Annotated in this window: 20 protein-coding genes, 1 tRNA gene and 1 pseudogene; 7 read left to right on the forward strand and 15 right to left on the reverse strand. The window is 41.9% G+C overall.

Features of this window, described 5'->3' with window-relative positions; genetic code table 11:
* Window position 1: 1 nt before the first annotated feature.
* The 9 genes and pseudogenes from nuoL to ACM9H2_RS04590 form a co-directional block, all read right to left on the reverse strand.
* A complete protein-coding gene (gene nuoL / locus ACM9H2_RS04550) occupies window positions 2-2023 on the reverse strand; it encodes an NADH-quinone oxidoreductase subunit L (protein ID WP_415488677.1) in 2022 nt (673 codons plus the stop codon).
* A 2-nt stretch (window positions 2024-2025) separates the two neighbouring features.
* On the reverse strand, window positions 2026-2328 hold the full coding sequence (nuoK, locus tag ACM9H2_RS04555; protein WP_415488679.1) for an NADH-quinone oxidoreductase subunit NuoK: 303 nt from the start codon (window positions 2326-2328) through the stop codon (window positions 2026-2028).
* A 1-nt stretch (window position 2329) separates the two neighbouring features.
* The gene (locus ACM9H2_RS04560; RefSeq protein WP_415488709.1) at window positions 2330-2875 is read right to left on the reverse strand and encodes an NADH-quinone oxidoreductase subunit J; all 546 of its coding nucleotides are present in this window, start codon (window positions 2873-2875) and stop codon (window positions 2330-2332) included.
* A gap of 11 nt (window positions 2876-2886) precedes the next feature.
* Window positions 2887-3348, reverse strand: coding sequence for a NuoI/complex I 23 kDa subunit family protein (locus ACM9H2_RS04565; protein ID WP_415488681.1), 462 nt, complete (start codon window positions 3346-3348; stop codon window positions 2887-2889).
* Window positions 3345-4421 (reverse strand): complex I subunit 1/NuoH family protein, encoded by a 1077-nt coding sequence (locus tag ACM9H2_RS04570; RefSeq protein ID WP_415488711.1) that lies wholly within the window; start codon window positions 4419-4421, stop codon window positions 3345-3347. Before ACM9H2_RS04570 ends, ACM9H2_RS04565 begins: the two co-directional genes overlap by 4 nt.
* Window positions 4421-6007, reverse strand: coding sequence for an NADH-quinone oxidoreductase subunit D (locus tag ACM9H2_RS04575; RefSeq protein ID WP_415488713.1), 1587 nt, complete (start codon window positions 6005-6007; stop codon window positions 4421-4423). The genes ACM9H2_RS04570 and ACM9H2_RS04575 overlap by 1 nt, the downstream gene beginning before the upstream one ends.
* Before the next feature lie 77 nt (window positions 6008-6084).
* A pseudogene (locus tag ACM9H2_RS04580) lies at window positions 6085-6708 on the reverse strand (NADH-quinone oxidoreductase subunit B); the annotation flags it as partial.
* Between the two features lie 2 nt (window positions 6709-6710).
* Window positions 6711-7112, reverse strand: coding sequence for an NADH-quinone oxidoreductase subunit A (locus ACM9H2_RS04585; RefSeq protein ID WP_415488683.1), 402 nt, complete (start codon window positions 7110-7112; stop codon window positions 6711-6713).
* A gap of 94 nt (window positions 7113-7206) precedes the next feature.
* Window positions 7207-8910 carry a flippase activity-associated protein Agl23 gene (locus tag ACM9H2_RS04590; RefSeq protein ID WP_415488685.1) on the reverse strand — a complete coding sequence of 568 codons (1704 nt, stop codon included), beginning with the start codon at window positions 8908-8910 and terminating at the stop codon, window positions 7207-7209.
* 80 nt (window positions 8911-8990) lie between these two features.
* Between ACM9H2_RS04590 and ribH the strand changes: the two genes are divergently transcribed.
* From ribH to ACM9H2_RS04610, 4 genes are all read left to right on the forward strand, one after another.
* On the forward strand, window positions 8991-9395 hold the full coding sequence (gene ribH, locus ACM9H2_RS04595) for a 6,7-dimethyl-8-ribityllumazine synthase (protein WP_415488715.1): 405 nt from the start codon (window positions 8991-8993) through the stop codon (window positions 9393-9395).
* On the forward strand, window positions 9392-10537 hold the full coding sequence (locus ACM9H2_RS04600) for a pyridoxal phosphate-dependent aminotransferase (protein WP_415488687.1): 1146 nt from the start codon (window positions 9392-9394) through the stop codon (window positions 10535-10537). Before ribH ends, ACM9H2_RS04600 begins: the two co-directional genes overlap by 4 nt.
* A gap of 86 nt (window positions 10538-10623) precedes the next feature.
* Window positions 10624-12477, forward strand: a complete 1854-nt coding sequence (locus tag ACM9H2_RS04605) for an OB-fold nucleic acid binding domain-containing protein (protein WP_415488689.1) — start codon at window positions 10624-10626, stop codon at window positions 12475-12477.
* Window positions 12478-12529: 52 nt separating this feature from the next.
* Window positions 12530-12769 (forward strand): hypothetical protein, encoded by a 240-nt coding sequence (locus ACM9H2_RS04610; RefSeq protein ID WP_415488691.1) that lies wholly within the window; start codon window positions 12530-12532, stop codon window positions 12767-12769.
* Between the two features lies 1 nt (window position 12770).
* Here ACM9H2_RS04610 and ACM9H2_RS04615 read toward each other — a convergent pair whose 3' ends face one another.
* Together ACM9H2_RS04615 and ACM9H2_RS04620 are read right to left on the reverse strand one after the other, a co-directional pair.
* Entirely contained in the window at window positions 12771-13496 is a 726-nt protein-coding gene (locus tag ACM9H2_RS04615; RefSeq protein ID WP_415488693.1) for a HEAT repeat domain-containing protein, read from the reverse strand.
* Window positions 13497-13532: 36 nt separating this feature from the next.
* Entirely contained in the window at window positions 13533-14264 is a 732-nt protein-coding gene (locus ACM9H2_RS04620) for a protein sorting system archaetidylserine synthase (protein WP_415488695.1), read from the reverse strand.
* Between the two features lie 93 nt (window positions 14265-14357).
* Between ACM9H2_RS04620 and ACM9H2_RS04625 the strand changes: the two genes are divergently transcribed.
* Complete coding sequence (locus ACM9H2_RS04625; RefSeq protein ID WP_415488697.1) at window positions 14358-14774, forward strand: plastocyanin/azurin family copper-binding protein; 417 nt, start codon at window positions 14358-14360, stop codon at window positions 14772-14774.
* An 8-nt stretch (window positions 14775-14782) separates the two neighbouring features.
* Here ACM9H2_RS04625 and ACM9H2_RS04630 read toward each other — a convergent pair whose 3' ends face one another.
* Genes ACM9H2_RS04630 through ACM9H2_RS04640 form a run of 3 tightly spaced genes read right to left on the reverse strand, consistent with a single transcriptional unit; the run spans window position 14783 to window position 16131 of the window.
* Window positions 14783-15364, reverse strand: coding sequence for a 30S ribosomal protein S3ae (locus ACM9H2_RS04630; protein WP_415488699.1), 582 nt, complete (start codon window positions 15362-15364; stop codon window positions 14783-14785).
* Between the two features lie 6 nt (window positions 15365-15370).
* Window positions 15371-15625 (reverse strand): KEOPS complex subunit Pcc1, encoded by a 255-nt coding sequence (locus ACM9H2_RS04635; protein ID WP_415488701.1) that lies wholly within the window; start codon window positions 15623-15625, stop codon window positions 15371-15373.
* 41 nt (window positions 15626-15666) lie between these two features.
* Window positions 15667-16131, reverse strand: coding sequence for a 30S ribosomal protein S15 (locus ACM9H2_RS04640; RefSeq protein WP_415488703.1), 465 nt, complete (start codon window positions 16129-16131; stop codon window positions 15667-15669).
* Between the two features lie 225 nt (window positions 16132-16356).
* Here ACM9H2_RS04640 and ACM9H2_RS04645 point away from each other — a divergent pair.
* Window positions 16357-16428: transfer RNA gene (locus tag ACM9H2_RS04645), tRNA-Ala, on the forward strand.
* Window positions 16429-16466: 38 nt separating this feature from the next.
* Here the strand turns inward: ACM9H2_RS04645 and ACM9H2_RS04650 are convergent.
* Window positions 16467-16982: a hypothetical protein gene (locus ACM9H2_RS04650; protein WP_415488705.1), complete on the reverse strand. Its 516-nt coding sequence runs from the start codon at window positions 16980-16982 to the stop codon at window positions 16467-16469.
* Window positions 16983-17075: 93 nt separating this feature from the next.
* Between ACM9H2_RS04650 and ACM9H2_RS04655 the strand changes: the two genes are divergently transcribed.
* Window positions 17076-19192: DUF5667 domain-containing protein (locus ACM9H2_RS04655; protein ID WP_415488707.1), on the forward strand; the 2117-nt coding region annotated here is incomplete at its 3' end.

The following is a 19192-nucleotide window of genomic DNA, read 5'->3' on the forward strand; positions in this document are numbered from 1 at the left end:
GTTAGAACCACCCGCCCCATATTGCGAATATAAGTAGAATTAATAGCAATCCCAAGGAGAGAAGTAAAGCGTAATTGGTCACCACTCCAGTTTGGAGTTTTCGAATGACATTGCTGATAGAAAGGCTTGTTGAACTGAGTTTATTTACTAATCCATCAACGTATTTTTCATCGAAAATATTTGCTAAATTAGCAAGTTTATTTTGGGTCATATTAGCAATCATTAGCTGGTAATCATCTTGGTAATAATTGTTCATTAGAATGTGGTAAATGGTATTGAACCGGGTGGAGTAAACAGTCCCAGATTCCGTGGGGTTGGGAGACTCATAAATTTTCCATGCAAGTGCCATGCCAGATAGAGCAATTGAGAGAGACAGAACTGCAGATATTAATGAGGAGAAGTGAGCAGAATGATAGCCAGAAAAGGACTCTATAAGTTCATGATAATGGTGAGCTGTTAGATTGGCAGGTGCAGTGTCGAGCCAATGATGTAAATAGGAAAGGTCGAGTCCTAAGAGGTCGCCTACAGGAACCATATTGATTGTCCCGGCTATAAGAGAAAGTATACCTAGCGTAACTAAGGGTAATTTGATATTCCAACGCAGGGTATGAGGATCCTTTGCGGCTTTTGATCGAGGGGTACCGTGGAAGGTTAATGAGATCATTCTAAAAGTGTAAAAACCAGTTACAAAGACTGCTATTAGACCAAAGGCATACCCAATCAGTAAAATGGGAGAACCTCCCAAGCCATAATTCAAGGTTTCTAAGAGAACCTCATCTTTAGACCAAAATCCAGCGAACGGAAAGATCCCAGCCAATGCGAGGGATCCAAATATAAAAGACCAATAAGTAACAGGGAGTTTTTCTCGAAGTCCACCCATATTCCACATATCACCATCATGATGCATTGCGATTATTACAGCTCCTGCTCCCAAGAAAAGCAATGCTTTGAAGATTGCGTGAGTGGTGAGGTGGAAGACTCCAGCCACGTAACCACCTGCTCCTAAAGCGAGCATTATGTAACCATATTGACTTATTGTAGAATAAGCCAAGACTTGTTTGAGTTCGTGTTTGACCGTTGCCATCGTTGCGGCGAGTAATGCGGTGAATCCACCAACGAGTGCGATGGTGGCCAAGGCAGTAGGAGACAATGCGTAGAACCCGTATATTCTTGCTACTATATAAACACCGGCTGCAACCATGGTTGCTGCGTGGATAAGTGCAGATACAGGTGTGGGGCCTTCCATGGCATCTGGGAGCCAAGTGTGAAGAGGGAACTGTGCAGATTTTCCAATAACACCGCCTAATATTAGAAGTCCAATTATAGTGACCCAAAGTTGTGGATCGAGTCCATGTAAATTGTGACCTGCAAGGATAGCAGATTTTGCTAGAACTGGGAAAGAATTCGGGCCCGCGAAATTGGCAGTTCCGAATATGACTAAAACTGCAACTACTCCTATGAGGAAAAAGTAATCTCCAAACCTAGTTACTAAAAATGCTTTTGTGGCAGCTTTGGGAGGTGCATCTTCGCGGAACCAGAATCCAATTAATATCCAAGAACAAAATCCAACTAACTCAAAAAAGATGAAGGACATCAATAAATTATCTGAGATGACAAATGACAACATGCTAAATGAAAATAAGGATAGTCCTGCATAATATCGGAATAATCCTTGCTCATTTTGATCATTCATATAGCCAAGACTATGTATGAAAACTAGAAGTGCTATGAGAGAAACTATGATAAGCATAAGTGCAGAGAGGGGATCGATTAAAAATCCAAAATGGAGATCGGAAACGGTCCAATTTGCCCATACGTAAGCAGATTGGTTGAAGAAATTTCCAGAGTAAACGAGGGGGAGTAGAGAGAGAGATATCAAAAGAGATCCAGATAATGCAATTATACCAGGAATTGCCCCACGTTTTGGTAAAGTGGAGGGTGCAAATTGACCTGCGAATAAGGTTATCAAAAAGGCCATTAAAGGCAAAAGTGGTATTGCTGCAATTAGATCAAATGAATCCATGGTTACCACCTCAATGTCACAGCTTTGGTGACATCAATACCAGAGAAATTCTTATACAATACTAAAATGATCCCAATCCCAACAGCAACTTCTGCTGCTGCAAGTGCCAAAATGAATAATGAGAAAACCTGCCCGGTCAAGTTTCCATGTAATGCTGAAAATGCTACAAAATTTAAATTTGCAGCGTTTAGCATGAGTTCAATGGAAATGAGAAACATGAGGGCATTTCGACGTGTTAGTACGCCGAAGAGACCAATGGAGAAAATTGCTGCAGACAACAAGATATAGTAACTTATAGGAACCATATTAATTTTCACCTGCCATGTCTCTTCTGGCTAGCATAACGGCCGCTACAAGGGCGGCAACGAGGGCTATATCAATTATCTCAAATGCTGCTAGGAAACCTTCACTTGGGATGGATGCCCCGGGTAGGTCGAGCATGGCATAGCCAATGCTTTTAGTTATCAAAGCGCCATCTTGGAAACCGATTGGGAGTGCAAAGGGAGTATTTAGTAGTATGCTTGAAAATAAAATAAAAAATATAATTGCACCCACTCCACGGGCTAGGTGCGGCCCGAGATTTAGTCCAGGGGATGTCATAGCTGTTGGGTCTAATTTTCGGCGAATTAACATTATGGCGAAACTAATTAGGATGAGAACACCACCTACGTAGACGAGGACTTGCATTGCTGCGATGAATTCCGCTGATAAAATTACATAGTGAACTGCGATACTCAAAAGTGCTACCCCTAGAAGTAGGGCAGAATGCCACACGTCTTTTACCAAAACTACCCCAGCGCTACTGAGTATAGTTACCCCAGCAAAAAATGAGAATACCAACAAATCATACATGCTAGTTTCAATCATTGGTAATCAATTTCTCCATCTATTTCACCAACCCAAGCTGACCGAGTTGGTTCGCGGGAGGCAAGGGGATCAAGACCTTTGTACCAAGGGACATTTTTAAGCTGTTCTTTGTTGTAGACTAAATCAGCTTTAGTATCTCCTGTGAACTCAAATTGTTGGGTCAATACAATGGCATCTACAGGGCAGACTTCCTCGCATAATCTGCAATAAATGCACTGGCCTATGTGGAGATTATATTCTTCTCCTTGACGTTTGTCATCTAATTTGATTTCAATAGTATCGTTGGGACAAACTATCTCGCATTGGCGACACCAAATACAACGTTCTTGGCTAAATTTATGAACTCCTCGGAACCGGGGAGAGACATGGGGAACTGACTCGGGGTATTCGATTGTAAATGTCTGACCATCTAGAGCATGTTTCATTGTTGTTGCCATAGATTGAAGAATTCCGATCATGCTATAACACCTACCAATACTGCGGTGAAAATTAAGTTAATGAATGACAACGCCAACAAACCTTTCCATCCAATTTCAATCATCTGATCAATTCGAACACGAGGGATGGCGGCCCGCATCCATTGAGTGAATAGAAACACACTCCAAATTTTTAATAAAAACCAGATAAACCCAGGTATAAAAGATAGGGAAGAAATGGGTGCTGCGGGGCCACCTAAAAAGAGGGTTGCGATGATAGCACCGCCTAGGAAAACATGTAAAAATTCCCCAAGGAAAAACAAAACAAAGTATACTGAAGAATATTCAGTTACATATCCTGCAACAAGTTCAGTGGGTGCTTCAGGTATATCAAAAGGGTTTCTGCCTATTTCAGCTAAGTTTGCAACTAAAAATAAAATAAAAGCGAATGGATTTACAAAAGCAAACCAAGAGGGAATAGCGACCCCGGCAATTATTATTAGAGGGTCCGCTTGTGCCGATACAATTTCACTTAGGCGTAAAGATCCAGCGAATAAAACAACAGAAGCTGCAGTTACTATGAGGGGGATTTCATAGGCTATATTCATTGCCACTGCTCGGAGTCCACCCAGCATAGAAAATTTATTGTTGGAAGAATACCCTCCTATCACAACCCCGACGGATGCTATAGAGGCCACAGCGAAAACAAAAACTAAACCGGTTTCGGGATCCGCTAATTGAAGAGGACCCCCCATGGGAATAACTGCAAATCCCAATAGTGCGGAAAAAGGAAGAATCAGAGGTGCAATGTCCCAAGACGGGCGATCCACACCTTCGGGGACTATGAGTTCTTTTGCTAGTAAACGGATAGCGTCGGCTACAATAATTAGCAGGCCAAGGGGCCCAAGTCGATTGACTGCTATTCGGTCTGTGAAAACAGCGGTGATTTTTCTTTTTGCCCAGGGGCCAGCAATTCCTGCAGAAATTAACATTATATTTCCAATTAAAAATGCTGCAATGAATGCAGAGATAATAGTTCCAATAAATCCATCAAATCCTAAGAGATGGTATATTGCGTCTACGAGAGGTGTCTGGGTACTAAGGATAAAGTTGATCACCGATCGACCTCCCCAAGAACTATATCCAGACTGCCTAGAGCTGCAATTAGATCGGGTACTAATCCACCTTCGGCCATTTCAGATAGTGTGGAAAGATTGCTAAAACAAGGACTGCGAATCTTAAATCGGGCTGGTTGTTGGGTCCCATCGGAACGTATGTAGATTCCAAGTTCTCCTTTTGCAGCTTCAACTGCCCTGTAGATTTCTGCGTCTGCAGGTGGTTTGATTGTACGAGGGACATTTGATTGAATTATCCTGTCGTCTTCTGGCCAAGATTCTAGCAAAGATACGCACTGTTGGATAATTTTTGCAGATTGTTCAACCTCGCCTAGCCTGACCAAAAATCTAGAATAGATGTCGCAACCATCTTTGGTTACAACATCCCAGTCGAGATTTGGATAATATCCATAGGGATCATCCCTACGGAGATCATAGTCAATTCCGGAGCCTCGGGCTACAGGTCCAGTTACACCATACTGCCGAGCTACGTCGGGAGACAAAATTCCAATATCGACGCATCTTAATTGGAAAATTTCATTAGAGGTCATTAAATCAGAATATTCTTGGATTCCTGCAGGGACTGCGTCCAGGAAAGTTTGAATTTTAGATAAGAATTCATTTCGGGGTTCTGGTAAATCCCATACAACACCACCAAGACGGAAATAATTAAACATCATTCGTTGACCTGTCAAGTCTTCTAGTATTGATTGAACGATTTCTCGATCTCGCATAGCGTACATAAAGATGGCAGTGAAATCGCCGTAAATATCTAATGCAAATGTTCCGACTGCTAAGAAGTGTGCACATATACGGCAAAGCTCGGCACCCATGGTTCGGAGAATTTCGGCATATTCAGGGACCTCTATATTAACCAGATCCTCCGCTGCTCGAGCATATGCCCATTCATTGAGCAATCCTGCAGATGCGTAGTCCCAGCGGTCGGGATATGGCATTATCTGGTAGCGATAATTCAATCCTTGGGCCATCTGTTCTTCGCAGCGATGGAGATAGCCGATATCTGGGTCGACTGCTACAACATGTTCTCCGTCAAGCACTGTTTTTAGATGCAATACACCGTGAGTTGCAGGATGATGAGGACCTATGTTGATGAACATAGTGTTGTCGTCCAGAGTATGTTGGAGGGGATTTTCGTGCTCTTGTAATGTTATGATTTGAGGTTTATTTTGATCATAGTCTAAACTGAGTGGATGCCCTTGCCAAGTGTCGGGTAGAAGAATACGCCGGAGATCTGGATGCCCCACATAATTAATTCCAACTAGATCATATGCTTCTCTTTCATGCCAATCTGCGGTTCGAAAAACAGAAGACGCAGATTGGTTCCAGGGATTATTTTTGGGGGATGGAACGACAATACCTAACTCGTGTTGAGGAGCGTCATATTTTCTGAGATGGTATATAGATTCAAAACGGTCCTCGTATTCTTGTGCGGTGACGCATGAGAGATGATCAAATCCGGCTTCTTCCCTAAGTAAAGTCAATGTTTCTTCAACCGCATCTGGTCGAATTACAAATGCAGGGGCGTTGACGTGATCTTCTTTTTGTAGGACGAGATCGCCGAGCATTTTTTCCAATTTGGTATAATCTAAAGTACCATTTTTAGATACTCCAATCACATTTTTAATAGGAGTAGTTGCAGAGCTCATGGGGAATCGCTCCAATTATAGCGCATGACTAGATCGTTTTCAGAGATTTGATCCGCGAGTTGTTCTATAAGTTCGTGGGTATCAAGATCGCCAAATTTTTCGAGTTCATAAGGGTCGACGGTCACAGGAGAACGTTGTCCGCTGATAATACGTTCTTGTAGCTTTACTATTCCATAGACTAATGCTTCTGGTCGGGGAGGGCATCCAGGAACATGGATGTCAACGGGTAAAATTTCTTCAACGCCTTTTACCACGTTGTATCCTTTATGGAAAGGGCCTCCTGAAATTGTGCAAGAGCCCATACCAACTACAAATTTTGGTTCGGGCATCTGATCATAAACGCGCCTCATTCTAGGTGCGAATTTAGAAACGATTGTTCCGGGGACAATCATTAAATCTGCTTGTCTGGGTGAGGCTCTAGGGACACCTGCACCGAAACGGTCCAGATCGTGTTTCACTGCGAAAGTGTGCATCATTTCAATACTGCAGCATGCTATTCCAAATTGAAGAAGGAAAAGTGAAGATCCACGCACCCAATCCATAAATGAATCGAATTTTGTCAGGATGAAAGGGGAAGATCCGAATGCTTCTCGCAACCGTGAATTAAGACGTGGGTCTACTGTCATGGTGGCACCTCAGTTTCAGAGATAGCTTCAGAAACGATCCATTGGATTGCTCCGGTACTCCATGCCCAAATGAGTCCTACGAAAAGGACTGCTATGAAAATCAACATAGGTACAAGAGCCCAGAACAAGTCGTATGCTGCTACGTCTCGGTATATGAGTGCCCAGGGGAAAATGAAGATAGTTTCTATGTCAAACACTACAAACAATAGAGCGACCATATAGTACTGAATGTCAAATCTAAATTGGGTAGAACTAGTGGGAATTTCACCGGACTCATACGCTGTTCTTTTTCCAGCGACGGGGACGGTTGGACGAAGGAGAGAAGAGATGAGGATCATCCCAAGCGGAATGATCAATGCCACAAATGCCAGCATACCAATAGCAAACCAAGGATTCATGAGTAGGTTACTTGATGTTTATGTGGATTTGAGTCCGTATAAGTGTTAATTTGTTGAATTGTGAATTGAGATGCCTATAGCTTGAAAAAAGGTGTTAGTTTTTAGCTATAAAATAATCTTCGTGAATGAAGAAAATTATGTCAACGTTGAACTGGCGAATTTCATGTTCAATTTGATGGTATTCTGACAAGAAGGGTTGTATCTCATCTATTTCGTTTGAGCGTGCTATGATGACGGGGGGGGTTTGATCTTCAAGAATTGTTTCGAAAGACAATATGTCTGCAGTACTATCTACGGTTGATCCATATGACTCGAGATACCAGGGGATAGGAAGTCGATTATACCATTCTCCATCTCGAAGCGGGAGAATGTAAGCATCTTCTTCGTTTTCAACTAAAAAGTAATCACCATAAAAGAGTACATCTAATTTAGAATGGCTGACTGAAGCCACTTGGATAGATTGGAGAGTTGCGTGCATATTAGCATCTGGTTGCGCATATTGGACAATGAAGTTGGATTCATCGTACGAGTTGACGTGACTCGTTGAGATAGAAATTCCAATTGTTCCAAGAGATATTAAGAGTAGTAAAATTATAGCTAGGCTTGCCCCTATTTTATCGTTTGAAGTTAAAGATTCAGAGGCCCAATCATAAATTATTGCAGCCCCAACCGCTGCGGGGATGGCAAGTGGCACAACCGTATGGACGACTGCCCAAGATGAGCTGATGTCTATGGAAAGTGGGTAGATGAATAGACTAAATATCCCCCAATAGAATCCTAATGCAACTATGTTTCGGGGATGCTTGCCTCCATAACGATCAGAAAAGAATCCGATGAAGGATAATAGAACCAAAGCGCCTGATGCATTCAAAAGGGAGAGGAGATAATGTTTCAAAAAAGGCAGATATGCATGGTCTGTGGAAGGTCCAAGAATCCACTCTGCAACTAGTTTTGAGGCGGAATCTATAATTGCTGCAGAAAGGACACTTGGTAAAATTAAAGGATGTGAGAAAATATGATCGATACCAATACCTCCAAGCGATCCCGTGCGGGGAGAATAAAATAAGAATAGAATGAAAATGAATTCTATAGTGACCAGCAATAGATGCCGCCTCCAATGCCAAATTGACGCAGATAGGCGAGAAAGGGTCTCAGTTATAATAACAGTCCAGCCTGGTTTTTTGTCACGAAGTAAGAATAGTTTGTGATCGAAGAGTAAGAATGTACAGGCGAATAATATTGCGACATACACAAGGGCATTTTCTTTGGCTGTGAATGCGAGAGCTAGAAATGCACTTGCATAATAGAGGTACTGGGGTTTATGGGTAGAAAGGAACCGCAGACAGTAGCCCACGAAAATGAAAACAAACGCCGCTACAATTACATCATTTCTCATGAATCGGGAGTAGTAAAGAAGTAGAGGATCCAAAGCTAGGAAAAGAGATAACGCTATTAGTTCACGGTTATTTAGGTGGTCGCGGTATAGCCAAACTGCAAGTGGTAATAAACTCCCTATGATTGCCACAGAGATACGAGCAGTAAAGTCATTTGCACCAGCAAACTCAAAAATATAATGATTTATCTGAGGCAAAAATGGACCGTGAACAATTGGCCTATATTGCCATATCCCAGTGTCTACGTAGCGAAGGATATCATAACCCACTCTTCCTTCATCCCAATGGGCAACTCTAGATCCAAGGTTTATTATTCGGAATAAAAGAGACACAAATGAGATGCAAATTATAGCAAGTAGAGTGTGGTCTGTTTTAGACAGAAAAGTACTAAATTGGGATTTCATTGGTGGGTAAAGTAGGTCTACAAACTACAACCTTTCCATCTATCGTCAGAGCTATTAGCCAATCAAGCATTGGACAAATTATGGTAGTAATAGGAATGGTAGTAGCAGAGTTTAATAGACCGATTACAGAACGTATGGAGGATGCTGCAAAACAAATTGCAAAAGATCGGGGGGCGACAGTGATAGACACCATTTACGTCCCGGGGGTATATGACGCCCCGATTGCCGCTGACAGATTGGCACGAAGAGATGATGTTGACGCAGTAGTGGTCATTGGGGCAATAATATCAGGAGAAACGGATCACGAACATGTAATTGCCCATGCGGCGGCCCAAGGGTTGATAAAAATTAGTTTAAACAGAGATAAACCCGTGGCACTAGGGATAACTGGACCGGGAATGGATCCAAAACAAGCCGTAGATAGAATTGAAAATGGGGGTTTTGCCATGGAGAGTGCGATAAAAATGGTTGAAAGAATATCATGAAATTTGCTCAGAGAGTTGAACAAATACAGCCCAGCGCGACTGTTGCAGTTGGGAATAAAGCGTCGATGCTTAAACAAAAAGGAATAGACATAATTGATCTAAGTGTGGGAGAACCAGATTTTAAAACACCAGAAAATATAGTCAAAGTGGCAAAAAGATCACTGGATTCGGGAGATCATGGGTACACTTCTTCAAAAGGTATTTTGGAATTAAGAGATTCAATTTCTAAGTATTTTAGTAGTAAGTGTGGGCTGGAGTATGGATCGGAAGAAATAATTGTCACTCCTGGGGCGAAACAGGCATTATTCGAAGCTATAATGACGATTATACAAGAAGGGGATGAAGCAATAGTACTCACACCTGCGTGGGTATCATACGAGCCGATCATTTCGATGGCTGGAGGAGAGATAACTAGGGTTGATTTAGAGCCTTATGGATTTCAATTGGCTCCTGCAATGAGTAAACTAAAAGAAACAATTTCTTCGAGGACAAAACTGATAGTTATAAACTCACCGTCGAATCCGACAGGGGCTGTGTACTCTCAAAAGGCGCTTGAAGGGGTGAGAGATCTTGCGGTAGACAATGATGTGATGGTCATTTCAGATGAGATTTACAAAGAAATCACATATGCTCCGGAGTATACAAGCATAGGATCGATAGAAGGTATGGGAGACCGGACGGTGACGGTGAATGGTTTTTCTAAGGCATATGCTATGACAGGGTGGCGTTTGGGGTATATGGGCGCACCTCAAAGTCTCATAAAACAAGCTGCAAAAATTCATTCACACACAGTCACATGTGCGACAAATATGGTTCAGCATGCAGGCGTAGAAGCCCTAGAAAATACAGAAGATTCAGTGAGAGAAATGGTGAGTTCTTTCAGGCAGAGACGAGATTTTATTTTGCGACTTTTGTCAAATAGTGGGATGGATATTTTAAGCCCAGATGGGGCTTTTTATGTCATGATTCCAGTTGGTGGAAATGGAGTAAAATGGTGCGAAAAATCGATTGAAGAAGCCCACGTTGCGATGGTTCCAGGAGAAGCATTTGGAGCCCCAGGATATGCACGAATTTCCTATGCCAATTCGATGGAAAACATTGAAGAGGCGATTGAAAGACTTTGTGCTAATGAGTTGATTTGAAGTGCACAATAATGTGAAATGAAAGAAGCAATAGTCTGCAAGTATAGAAACCAACAATTATGAGGGATGGTGGCAAAGTGGGCATAATGGCCAATATGGAGAAAGGAGATAGTTCAGAAGTTGTTTATAAACTTAGGCAAAATAGTGATTTTGAGGAACTAGAAGTCGGGAAATATTACCATGCTAGAGTTGATCGTTTGGTTAAGTATGGAATGTTTGTTCGCTTATCGAAGCGCACTTCAGGATTAGTTCATGAATCTATTTTTGATAGAGAGTATAGAGAGGGTGAAGAATTGGTTGTTCAACTAAGCGAGATTAAAGAAAATGGAGATTTGAGTTTTTCGCCGGGCAAACTGAATGAATATAGAACTCAAATTCTTGGAGAGGGTGGAGAGATAAACATAGATCAACTAGAAAGACACATTGGGAAAACTGTCCGGATTAGAGGGTTTGTTTCCCAGGTGAAACAGACTATGGGCCCAATTACATATAATATTACAGATGGGACTGGAGTTATTCGGTGTGTGGAATTGAGTCAATTAAATGAAAAATCTTCAAATGACGTGAACGTAGGAAATGGGATTCAGATAATAGGAACAATGAGAGATGGGAAATATGGAAAGCAATTAGAAATTGACCATATAGAAAAGGTGGGGACGGAAGTGCTAGGAAGGATTACAGAAAGGTATGAAGAGAATATTGCTAAGAAGATAAATTTGAATGAATTGAAATTTTTAGTAAATTGGCCTGCTCTGTTAAAACTGAGAAAGGATATAGAATCAAGTGCAGAGATACTTATCCGAGCAGTTTTTTCAGGGCGCCCGATAATAATTCGACATCATGCGGATGTGGATGGTATTTGTGCCGGTTTTCCCATTGAAAAATCTTTGAAAAGTCTCGTGACAAAGGTATATGGTGATGAAAAGTCTCAGCATAATTTAATCAAACGATTGTCGAGTAGGGCACCATATTATGATATGGAAGATGCAGTTCACGATTTGAATTCTGCCTTGTCTTCTCGGGATCGGCACGGGCAAATGTTGCCATTATTATTATTAATTGACAATGGTAGTACAGAAGAAGATACTCCGGCATATGACTACCTCAATAGTTACGACATTCCCATCTTAGTTGTAGATCACCATTATCCAAATGAAGATGAAGTTGATCCATATCTAGTAGAACATGTTAACCCATATCTAGTTGGTGAGGATTATCGCATAACAACAGGGATGATTTGTGCAGAGATTGCTAGAATGATTGACCCTGATACCATGGTTAAATTCGGCCATTTTCCTGCTATTTCAGGGATGGCAGATAGGTCGTCTGCAAATGCCATGACGGATTATTATTTATTGGCTCAAGAATTAGGATTTGAAGAGACCGATTTGTACAGAATATGTGAAGCTCTAGATTATGCAACGTATGTCTTAAAGCGTAACAATGGGGAGGGACTAATTGAAGACATACTAGGAGTTGGAAAAGAAAATCGATTTAAAAAAGTGACAGAATTGCTATCCAAGTTGGCGAAGAGGAATATGAAACGGCAAGTGGAAACTTCGCTTAGACACACTCACTCTGAGCAATTAGAAACTGGAATTCAATTTAATAGAATAGAAATTGAAAGGGGTGCATATAGACATACATATCCGGCTCCGGGGAAAACGACAAGTTCGATTCATGATTATTTCGTTGAAAAAAATGGGACTCCTATGATCACTATTGGGTATGGGCCAGATTTTGCGATATTACGAAGCGATGGTGTAGATCTAGACATACCCCAAATGGTAGAAGAAATTAAAGAAGAGATTCCAGAGGCGGGAGTGAGTGGAGGGGGTCACTTGGTGGTTGGATCGGTAAAATTCATACCTGGAGAAGATATATTAGTAAGAGAAGTATTGGAAAGGAAAATGGCAGAAACTCCGATAAAAATCAAGTGAAAATGAGATATAATAGTGGGTTTTTTATCGATGGGAAATATAGAATAGAACAATGGTAGAGTATGACGTTGTGATTGCAATGATAGGATACATAGTAGGAGCTTTTGGTGGTCTTTTAATTTTTATAGAGTTATTCCAAGTGCCAAATTATGTGAGATACAAACCAAAATTGAATCGGTATGATGTTGAAATCAAACCAACTGAAGTTCAACAATATACATTGGCTGGAAGGGTTGGGGCGTTAATGATCGCAATAGCATTTTCTTTGGAATTTATTGCGATGCTAATATAAATCAGGATAAAGAACCGAGGAGTTCGGATGCTTTTATGGCTTCAGATTGTACCAAGTAGTCTGAGTCGTTGGAGTAAGACTTTGCAGCTTCAAGTGCTCGGTTGGTGCGTATTTGCACGAGGGCCCATATAGCACTATAGCGGGCGAAACTAGAAGGATCGTTTGAAACTACCGATGATAATGGACCTATGGCACGTGTGTCGCCGATCATGCCAAGTGATCGGGCGGCACTACTTCGAATTTGTTCATTTTCAGAAATTAATTTATTTGCAATGTGTTGTGTTGCAAGGGGAGATCCGATTTCTCCAAGAGCACGTAGGGTCACAAGCTGTAATTGTGGATCAGAATCGTTGTCGACATAAGATACGATGGAATCCACAGCTTTTTCAGAACCGATCTTTCCTAAAACTTCTATTGCAGATTTATCACGTCTGGAGGCGCGATCGATCATGGGGTCTATCGCAGACACATCACCCATACGTTTGAGAGCGCTGAAACAATATTGTTTCATATACTCCATTCCTAAGTTTTCGAGGGCTAGTAAAACCATATCAACGTTGCCGCGTTTTTCGTGTTCTTTGAGTGCAGAAAGTTCAGGGGGGAAATCTTTGGGCCGCCCTTCAAGGACGTCGTAAAATCCTTTTGATTGAAGTAACTCCCTAGTGGAAAGTTTGGAAGTTTCGCCGTCAGATGCTTTTGTTTCTGCCGAAGAGTCTTCTTTACTCATGTGATAGAAATGGGGACGAATCGCGTAAGAGGGTTTCTATATTCTTTCTGAAAAATTATTCCAATAATAGGAAGGGGACAAGAAGAGATACGCAAGAGAAAGGATTAAAAGGGCATACGGAAATGCATGCCCAATTGCATCGGGGAATGCAATAGTGAGTAATTGGATTATGCTCAGTAACAGAGCATCGCGGAAAAGTAAATCGGGATATCTGATCGGGATTACCATGAGGTATGCTAAGATGAGTGTCAATAATAGAATAGTAGTGATGCTGAAAGTTTGTATGAGAACTACTGAAGAAACTATGATAGCCGCCACGGGGGTTTGGGCCCCTACTGTGTGATTATGTTCTATATCATATGCCATATAGAGAGAAAGCCTGACTGCCGACATGCTGAAAAATGCTAAGATGCAAAAAAGGATTAAAAGGTAGTCATAGGATAATAAGAAAATGTTGGAAAATGAGATGGGGTTATTTTGAGTAACAATATTATAAATTACTAAAGAAGGGGCGACACCGAAGGAAACTATATCAGAGATTGAGTCAATATGAGGTCCAATGGTAGATCCTCCGAATTTTCTAGCAACTATACCATCAACGCCGTCTCCAAGGGCAGATAAGAGGATCAATCTACAAGATAGAATTGGATCTACAAGGGCGAAAGAAACAGCAGCAAGACCAATTATGGCATTAAAAAGAGAGATTATATCTGCGAGGCCAAACTTCTTTTTTCCGTCTCGGTCATATCCTAAAAACCTAGGCCGCATAACACAGAAATTAATTTACTGCGGGCATACATCTTACGATTTATCTTTGAACTAAAGAAAAAATGTTATTTCACTGTGCTCATAAGTTTAAGAGTGTACAGAAGAGAATTTGGAAAGGGGCTGGTAGTAGGGCTGGGAGGAATTGCTTTTCAGGGGTGTATTGATCCAGTCCCAGAAGTAATTCCAGATATAAGAATGAGTGCGAGTGGGTTCTTACCATATCGGGTAGAAACAAAAGTGGGGGAGACCCTCAGATTTGTTAATACTAATTCTAGATTACATACAGTAACTGCTTATCAGGATAGAATTCCAGAGGATGCGGATTATTTTGCATCAGGAGGGTTTGAAACCGAAAAAGAAGCTAGAGATGCTTGGGTTAAAAGATTGGGAGGGGCATTGGGAACTGGAGAAACATTTGAGTACACCTTTTCAGTTGCTGGGACGTATCACTATTTTTGCGTTCCTCATGAGATAGGAGGAATGGTTGGGATAATAGAAGTTAGAGATTGAGACTGGGACTACGCTGAGGGGTGATTTTCCAAGGTTGCTTTTTGTATTTCAACACGACGAAGGGGGTAGATATGTTTTGTTTCGTTATAGAGATCTAAAGATAGTTTTCCTTCGGAAATCGCTTCCATAAATTCGGGATAAGTCTGACTAGAAGATTTCGAAATTAATATCGACTGCATTTGTTTTCTGACTGCTTTTTCTTGACTATGGTCTACTCCTTTGTTGGTAAATGCAAGAGGATGTATGCGGACTTGGTAAGAGTCAGAGGTCAATACAGTCATAATGAGATCTATTTTAGAAGCTCCTCGGCGGATGAGGCTACGTAAGTAATCGGATGAGATCTCATGTTTGATTAATTCTGTGTGAGCAGAATCTGCGCTGGCTTCAACGACTTTGAATTTAAGTTTTATGTGGTTTTGATTGGGGTTTCCAGAGATGGCTCCCAAAGTAGTTTCGATAGTCCTGCCAATTAGTTTTTCAGGGTTGTCTGCAGGAGTAGTTCCCAGCTTGACTCTATCAAATTGTTCTGGTGCAAGTATATTGTACCACTGTTTATGCTGTCTTTTTTTGGATACGGATCTTTTGCTCATAAGTTTCTATTGTATTTTATCTTGTGTTGGGTGTGATTGGAGATAATTTTGGGTTTGTTCTATTGTATTTACTGCAACTTGGAGATTAACGAGTAAATCATCTATTGTAGATCTAAGACTGCCAAGTGAATCTCGTTGGACGGTGGCGATGATTGAATTTTCTGAAATTTTTGTTTCTATGGAAGAGGTATTATCAGGGGCTATGGACTGTGCTACCAGACCAGGTTGTTTGGAAAAAATGCAAAAAGTAGCTTTTACCATAATGCCTCCAGTAGCGTGTGAAGAGTTTCAAATAATAACATTTAATCTAATAATTTCCTCGCGTTTTCTTGATTATAGGTGAAATCTTCGTCCAGTTTGTTTCCACGGTAATAATTGACTAGTCGTCTTATTTTTGCTTCGGTGTTATGAAGAGATCGCTTATTTTGATTATCTTTAGGATTTTCCGAGATATGTTCGTGGAGCCGGATTGATTTTTGCATAAGATTTGTGAGATCTTCAGGAAGAGAAGGAGACTCTTGATTATCAGATAGAATTTTTGTTATTTTCTTCCCAGTGGCCAATTTAACACTAGGTACAGGGACTCCGGAGATGCCCTCATCTCTTAACTTAAGTCCAATTTCGCTAGGGGCGTAGCCATCTTTAAAGAGTTTGACTATCTCTTTTTCAATTTCTTTTGGTTTGACGTTACTCCATTTGGGGAGCGTGGTGTGTACTGGCCGGGTAGAGCCGGATTTTCCGCGCCTACGAGTGTGCATTCGTGCCATGATGGTTAGTATGTGTGGAACAACACGTCAGCTGATATATAGTGGGCATATTGCCAGCACTACCACCTTCCCTAGCAACACAAGTGTGCGGCTTGTCGGATGAGCGGTTGCGCTGTCCCTTACGAGGGATGGAGAGGGCAAATAGATAAAAGAGTTACTATTAATCGTCATGAGCCAATAGTTCGAAGGGTTTAACTGCAATAATGAAATAGCATGTTCGCGGAGGGGCTCATAGTTCAGTGGAAGAATGCGCGCATGGCATGCGTGAGGCCGCGGGTTCAAATCCCGCTGAGTCCATTTTGAAAGATCCAAAGAATTTCCAAAATGCGAATACTTTATCGAAATAGGTCGTGGAGATAAGAAGACTCGCTTGTGTCGATATCTATGTTAAAATGAATATCTTCAGGTCTCACAGGATGGATTCGTTCGAAATGTTTTCTGCACTCCCAGAATAGTGCCTGGAAGAGACTAATTTGAAGTAATTTCTTAAAGCGTGAAAATCCTAAAGAGGTGTACAGGAAATCGATGCAATGTGAAACTCCTAGGTAGATTGAGGGAGAGATCAGAATGCGCTCGGAATGATCATCGAAATTGGGAAAGGTTTCTTGGTCAAGGATAGGTACTAAATTTTTGAAAATTTCAGTTCTAGTATCAAGATCTAAATTGACTAGATAGGTGAAGTCTATCAACCCCCCAATAGTATTATCCCGAATGGAATTTTTTCTTTTTTGTAACTCTGCAGCATCTAGATCCCCCTCACCAAACAGGAGATATTCCCGATCTGAAGGGGATAAAAATCCGAGAGAAGTGGGAATATTTTCGGAGTTATTTTGATCTTCATTGGAGTTCATTTCTTAGTATTGTGAAAAATGCCGCACTGCATAGCTCTTTGGGATGAATATTGGCAAAAAGACTAAATAGATAGAATAATATGGTTTTGACATATGTCAGACAGAATGAAAATTTGGGCGATTTTGATGGTCATATCAATGGCGTTTTCAGGATCTGCGGCCGCCCAAGTAGGAGAGGCTAGTTTAGGAAATCCAGGGCTTACCCCAGACAGTCCATTTTATTTCATAGATGGGATTGGAGAATCGGTGCAATTGGCAATAACACTAGATCCAGAAGCTAAGATTGACTTGGAGTTGGAATTTGCAGAGGAGAAGGTAGCAGAAGCTAGGGCCATGGCAAAAGAGGGGAATTTCGATGCGATGGCGGTAGCAGAAAATCGACATGGTGCGGTTTTGAATAGGGTTGAAACTAAAATAGAGAATTTAGATACAGGAGAAAATGCTCAAGAAAAACTTGAGACTCAACTAAAATTGGAGCGAAAAATTAAGAAGCACGCAAAAAAGGTTGAAGCTTTCGAAGAGGAACTACGAGAAGAGATAATTGTAGAACTAGTACAGGCGGGAGAAGTGTCTGAAGAAGATCAAATAAAGGTTGCAGAGACGGTTAAGAAGTTAGAAGAGAGAGTGGAACGTGCCGAAGAGGAAATGGAATCGGAAGTGGAAGAGACTAAAGTTGTATTCGAAGAACAGACCGGAAAGGATGGAGATGCAATAGAAGATCATCTAAAACACGAACTAGGCATCAAACAAGAAGAGATGGAAGAAGCAATGCAAGAAATGAAAGATGCGCACGAAGAAATGATGGAAGCATTTGAATCAGATGGTCAAGGGAACTGGGATGCGACCGTAGAAGCGAATCAATATTTGACCCAGGCAATGCAAGCATTTGAATCTGGAGATTATGATGCAGCATTTGATTTTGCAGATCAGGCAGAGGACCACATACACGATAAAACATTTTGGAAGGGCGGTGAAGGACCAATGATACCACCTATGGGTGAAGGTATTCCACCAATGGGAGAAGGAGGTATGCCACCAATGGGAGAAGGAGGTATGCCACCTATGGGTGAAGGTATGCCACCTATGGGTGATGGAGGATATTATCCACCTATGGGTGAGGGTATGCCACCTATGGGTGATGGAGGATATTATCCACCTATGGGTGAGGGTATGCCACCTATGGGTGATGGAGGATATTATCCACCTATGGGTGAGGGTATGCCACCTATGGGTGATGGAGGATATTATCCACCTATGGGTGAGGGTATGCCACCTATGGGTGATGGAGGATATTATCCACCTATGGGTGAGGGTATGCCACCTATGGGTGATGGAGGATATTATCCACCTACTTCTATGCCCTGGGATCAAGGGCCCATGATGAATTTTGATTCGTGGTTCGATGAGAAATCATCGATGAATTATGAAGAGATGTTTGTTCCACCACCACCAGAAATGTGGTACGCAGAAGAAATGCATGCTGAGGGCGAAATACATGAAGATGGTGGGCCATATCCACCTGGTGAGGGGCCATATCCACCTGGTGAGGGTATGCCACCTATGGGAGAAGGAGGTATGCCACCTATGGGTGAAGGTATGCCACCGATGGGAGAAGGAGGTATGCCACCTATGGGAGAAGGAAGTATGCCACCAATGGGTGATGGAGGATATTATCCACCCCCTAGTGGCGATGGGCATGGGGGAGAAGACCATGGACCTATGCCAGGTGAGGGGGACAAAGGTTACTATCCACCTCCTGGTGATGGAGGTATGCCACCGATGATGGGAGAAGGAGGTATGCCACCTATGGGTGAAGGTATGCCACCGATGGGCGGTGATGGTATGCCACCGATGGGTGATGGAGGATATTATCCACCTATGGGCGGTGATGGTATGCCACCTATGGGTGATGGAGGTCATGGAATGATGCCAGGAGATGGAAATCCGTCGATGTCTCCTGACTACCAAGATCCAAATTTAGCCAAATATGATGATAGAGGAAATTTTGTTGGCAATTGTAATCCGGATGAAGAAGATTGTGGAGAGGATCATGGAGGAGAAGATGGTCCACCACCTATGGGCGGTGATGGTATGCCACCTATGGGCGGTGATGGTATGCCACCGATGGGTGATGGAGGTCATGGTGGAGATGATAGTCCACCACCGATGGGCGGCGGAGGTCATGGTGGAGATGATAGTCCACCACCGAT

It is taken from the genome of Candidatus Hikarchaeum yamanae, from assembly GCF_009889665.1.
Taxonomy (GTDB): domain Archaea; phylum Halobacteriota; class Halobacteria; order Halobacteriales; family Hikarchaeaceae; genus Hikarchaeum; species Hikarchaeum yamanae.

What these genes read in the sequence shown, in the direction of transcription:
- ACM9H2_RS04565 (WP_415488681.1), bottom strand. Translation starts at nt 3,348, where the DNA reads ATGATCGGAATTCTTCAATCTATGGCAACAACAATGAAACATGCTCTA.
- ACM9H2_RS04615 (WP_415488693.1), bottom strand. Translation starts at nt 13,496, where the DNA reads ATGAGTAAAGAAGACTCTTCGGCAGAAACAAAAGCATCTGACGGCGAA.
- ACM9H2_RS04575 (WP_415488713.1), bottom strand. Translation starts at nt 6,007, where the DNA reads ATGCTCGGCGATCTCGTCCTACAAAAAGAAGATCACGTCAACGCCCCT.
- ACM9H2_RS04630 (WP_415488699.1), bottom strand. Translation starts at nt 15,364, where the DNA reads ATGAGCAAAAGATCCGTATCCAAAAAAAGACAGCATAAACAGTGGTAC.
- ACM9H2_RS04600 (WP_415488687.1), top strand. Translation starts at nt 9,392, where the DNA reads ATGAAATTTGCTCAGAGAGTTGAACAAATACAGCCCAGCGCGACTGTT.
- ACM9H2_RS04610 (WP_415488691.1), top strand. Translation starts at nt 12,530, where the DNA reads ATGGTAGAGTATGACGTTGTGATTGCAATGATAGGATACATAGTAGGA.
- ACM9H2_RS04640 (WP_415488703.1), bottom strand. Translation starts at nt 16,131, where the DNA reads ATGGCACGAATGCACACTCGTAGGCGCGGAAAATCCGGCTCTACCCGG.
- ribH (WP_415488715.1), top strand. Translation starts at nt 8,991, where the DNA reads ATGGTAGTAATAGGAATGGTAGTAGCAGAGTTTAATAGACCGATTACA.
- ACM9H2_RS04635 (WP_415488701.1), bottom strand. Translation starts at nt 15,625, where the DNA reads ATGGTAAAAGCTACTTTTTGCATTTTTTCCAAACAACCTGGTCTGGTA.
- ACM9H2_RS04560 (WP_415488709.1), bottom strand. Translation starts at nt 2,875, where the DNA reads ATGTATGATTTGTTGGTATTCTCATTTTTTGCTGGGGTAACTATACTC.
- ACM9H2_RS04650 (WP_415488705.1), bottom strand. Translation starts at nt 16,982, where the DNA reads ATGAACTCCAATGAAGATCAAAATAACTCCGAAAATATTCCCACTTCT.
- ACM9H2_RS04620 (WP_415488695.1), bottom strand. Translation starts at nt 14,264, where the DNA reads ATGCGGCCTAGGTTTTTAGGATATGACCGAGACGGAAAAAAGAAGTTT.
- ACM9H2_RS04585 (WP_415488683.1), bottom strand. Translation starts at nt 7,112, where the DNA reads ATGAATCCTTGGTTTGCTATTGGTATGCTGGCATTTGTGGCATTGATC.
- nuoL (WP_415488677.1), bottom strand. Translation starts at nt 2,023, where the DNA reads ATGGATTCATTTGATCTAATTGCAGCAATACCACTTTTGCCTTTAATG.
- ACM9H2_RS04605 (WP_415488689.1), top strand. Translation starts at nt 10,624, where the DNA reads ATGGCCAATATGGAGAAAGGAGATAGTTCAGAAGTTGTTTATAAACTT.
- nuoK (WP_415488679.1), bottom strand. Translation starts at nt 2,328, where the DNA reads ATGGTTCCTATAAGTTACTATATCTTGTTGTCTGCAGCAATTTTCTCC.
- ACM9H2_RS04590 (WP_415488685.1), bottom strand. Translation starts at nt 8,910, where the DNA reads ATGAAATCCCAATTTAGTACTTTTCTGTCTAAAACAGACCACACTCTA.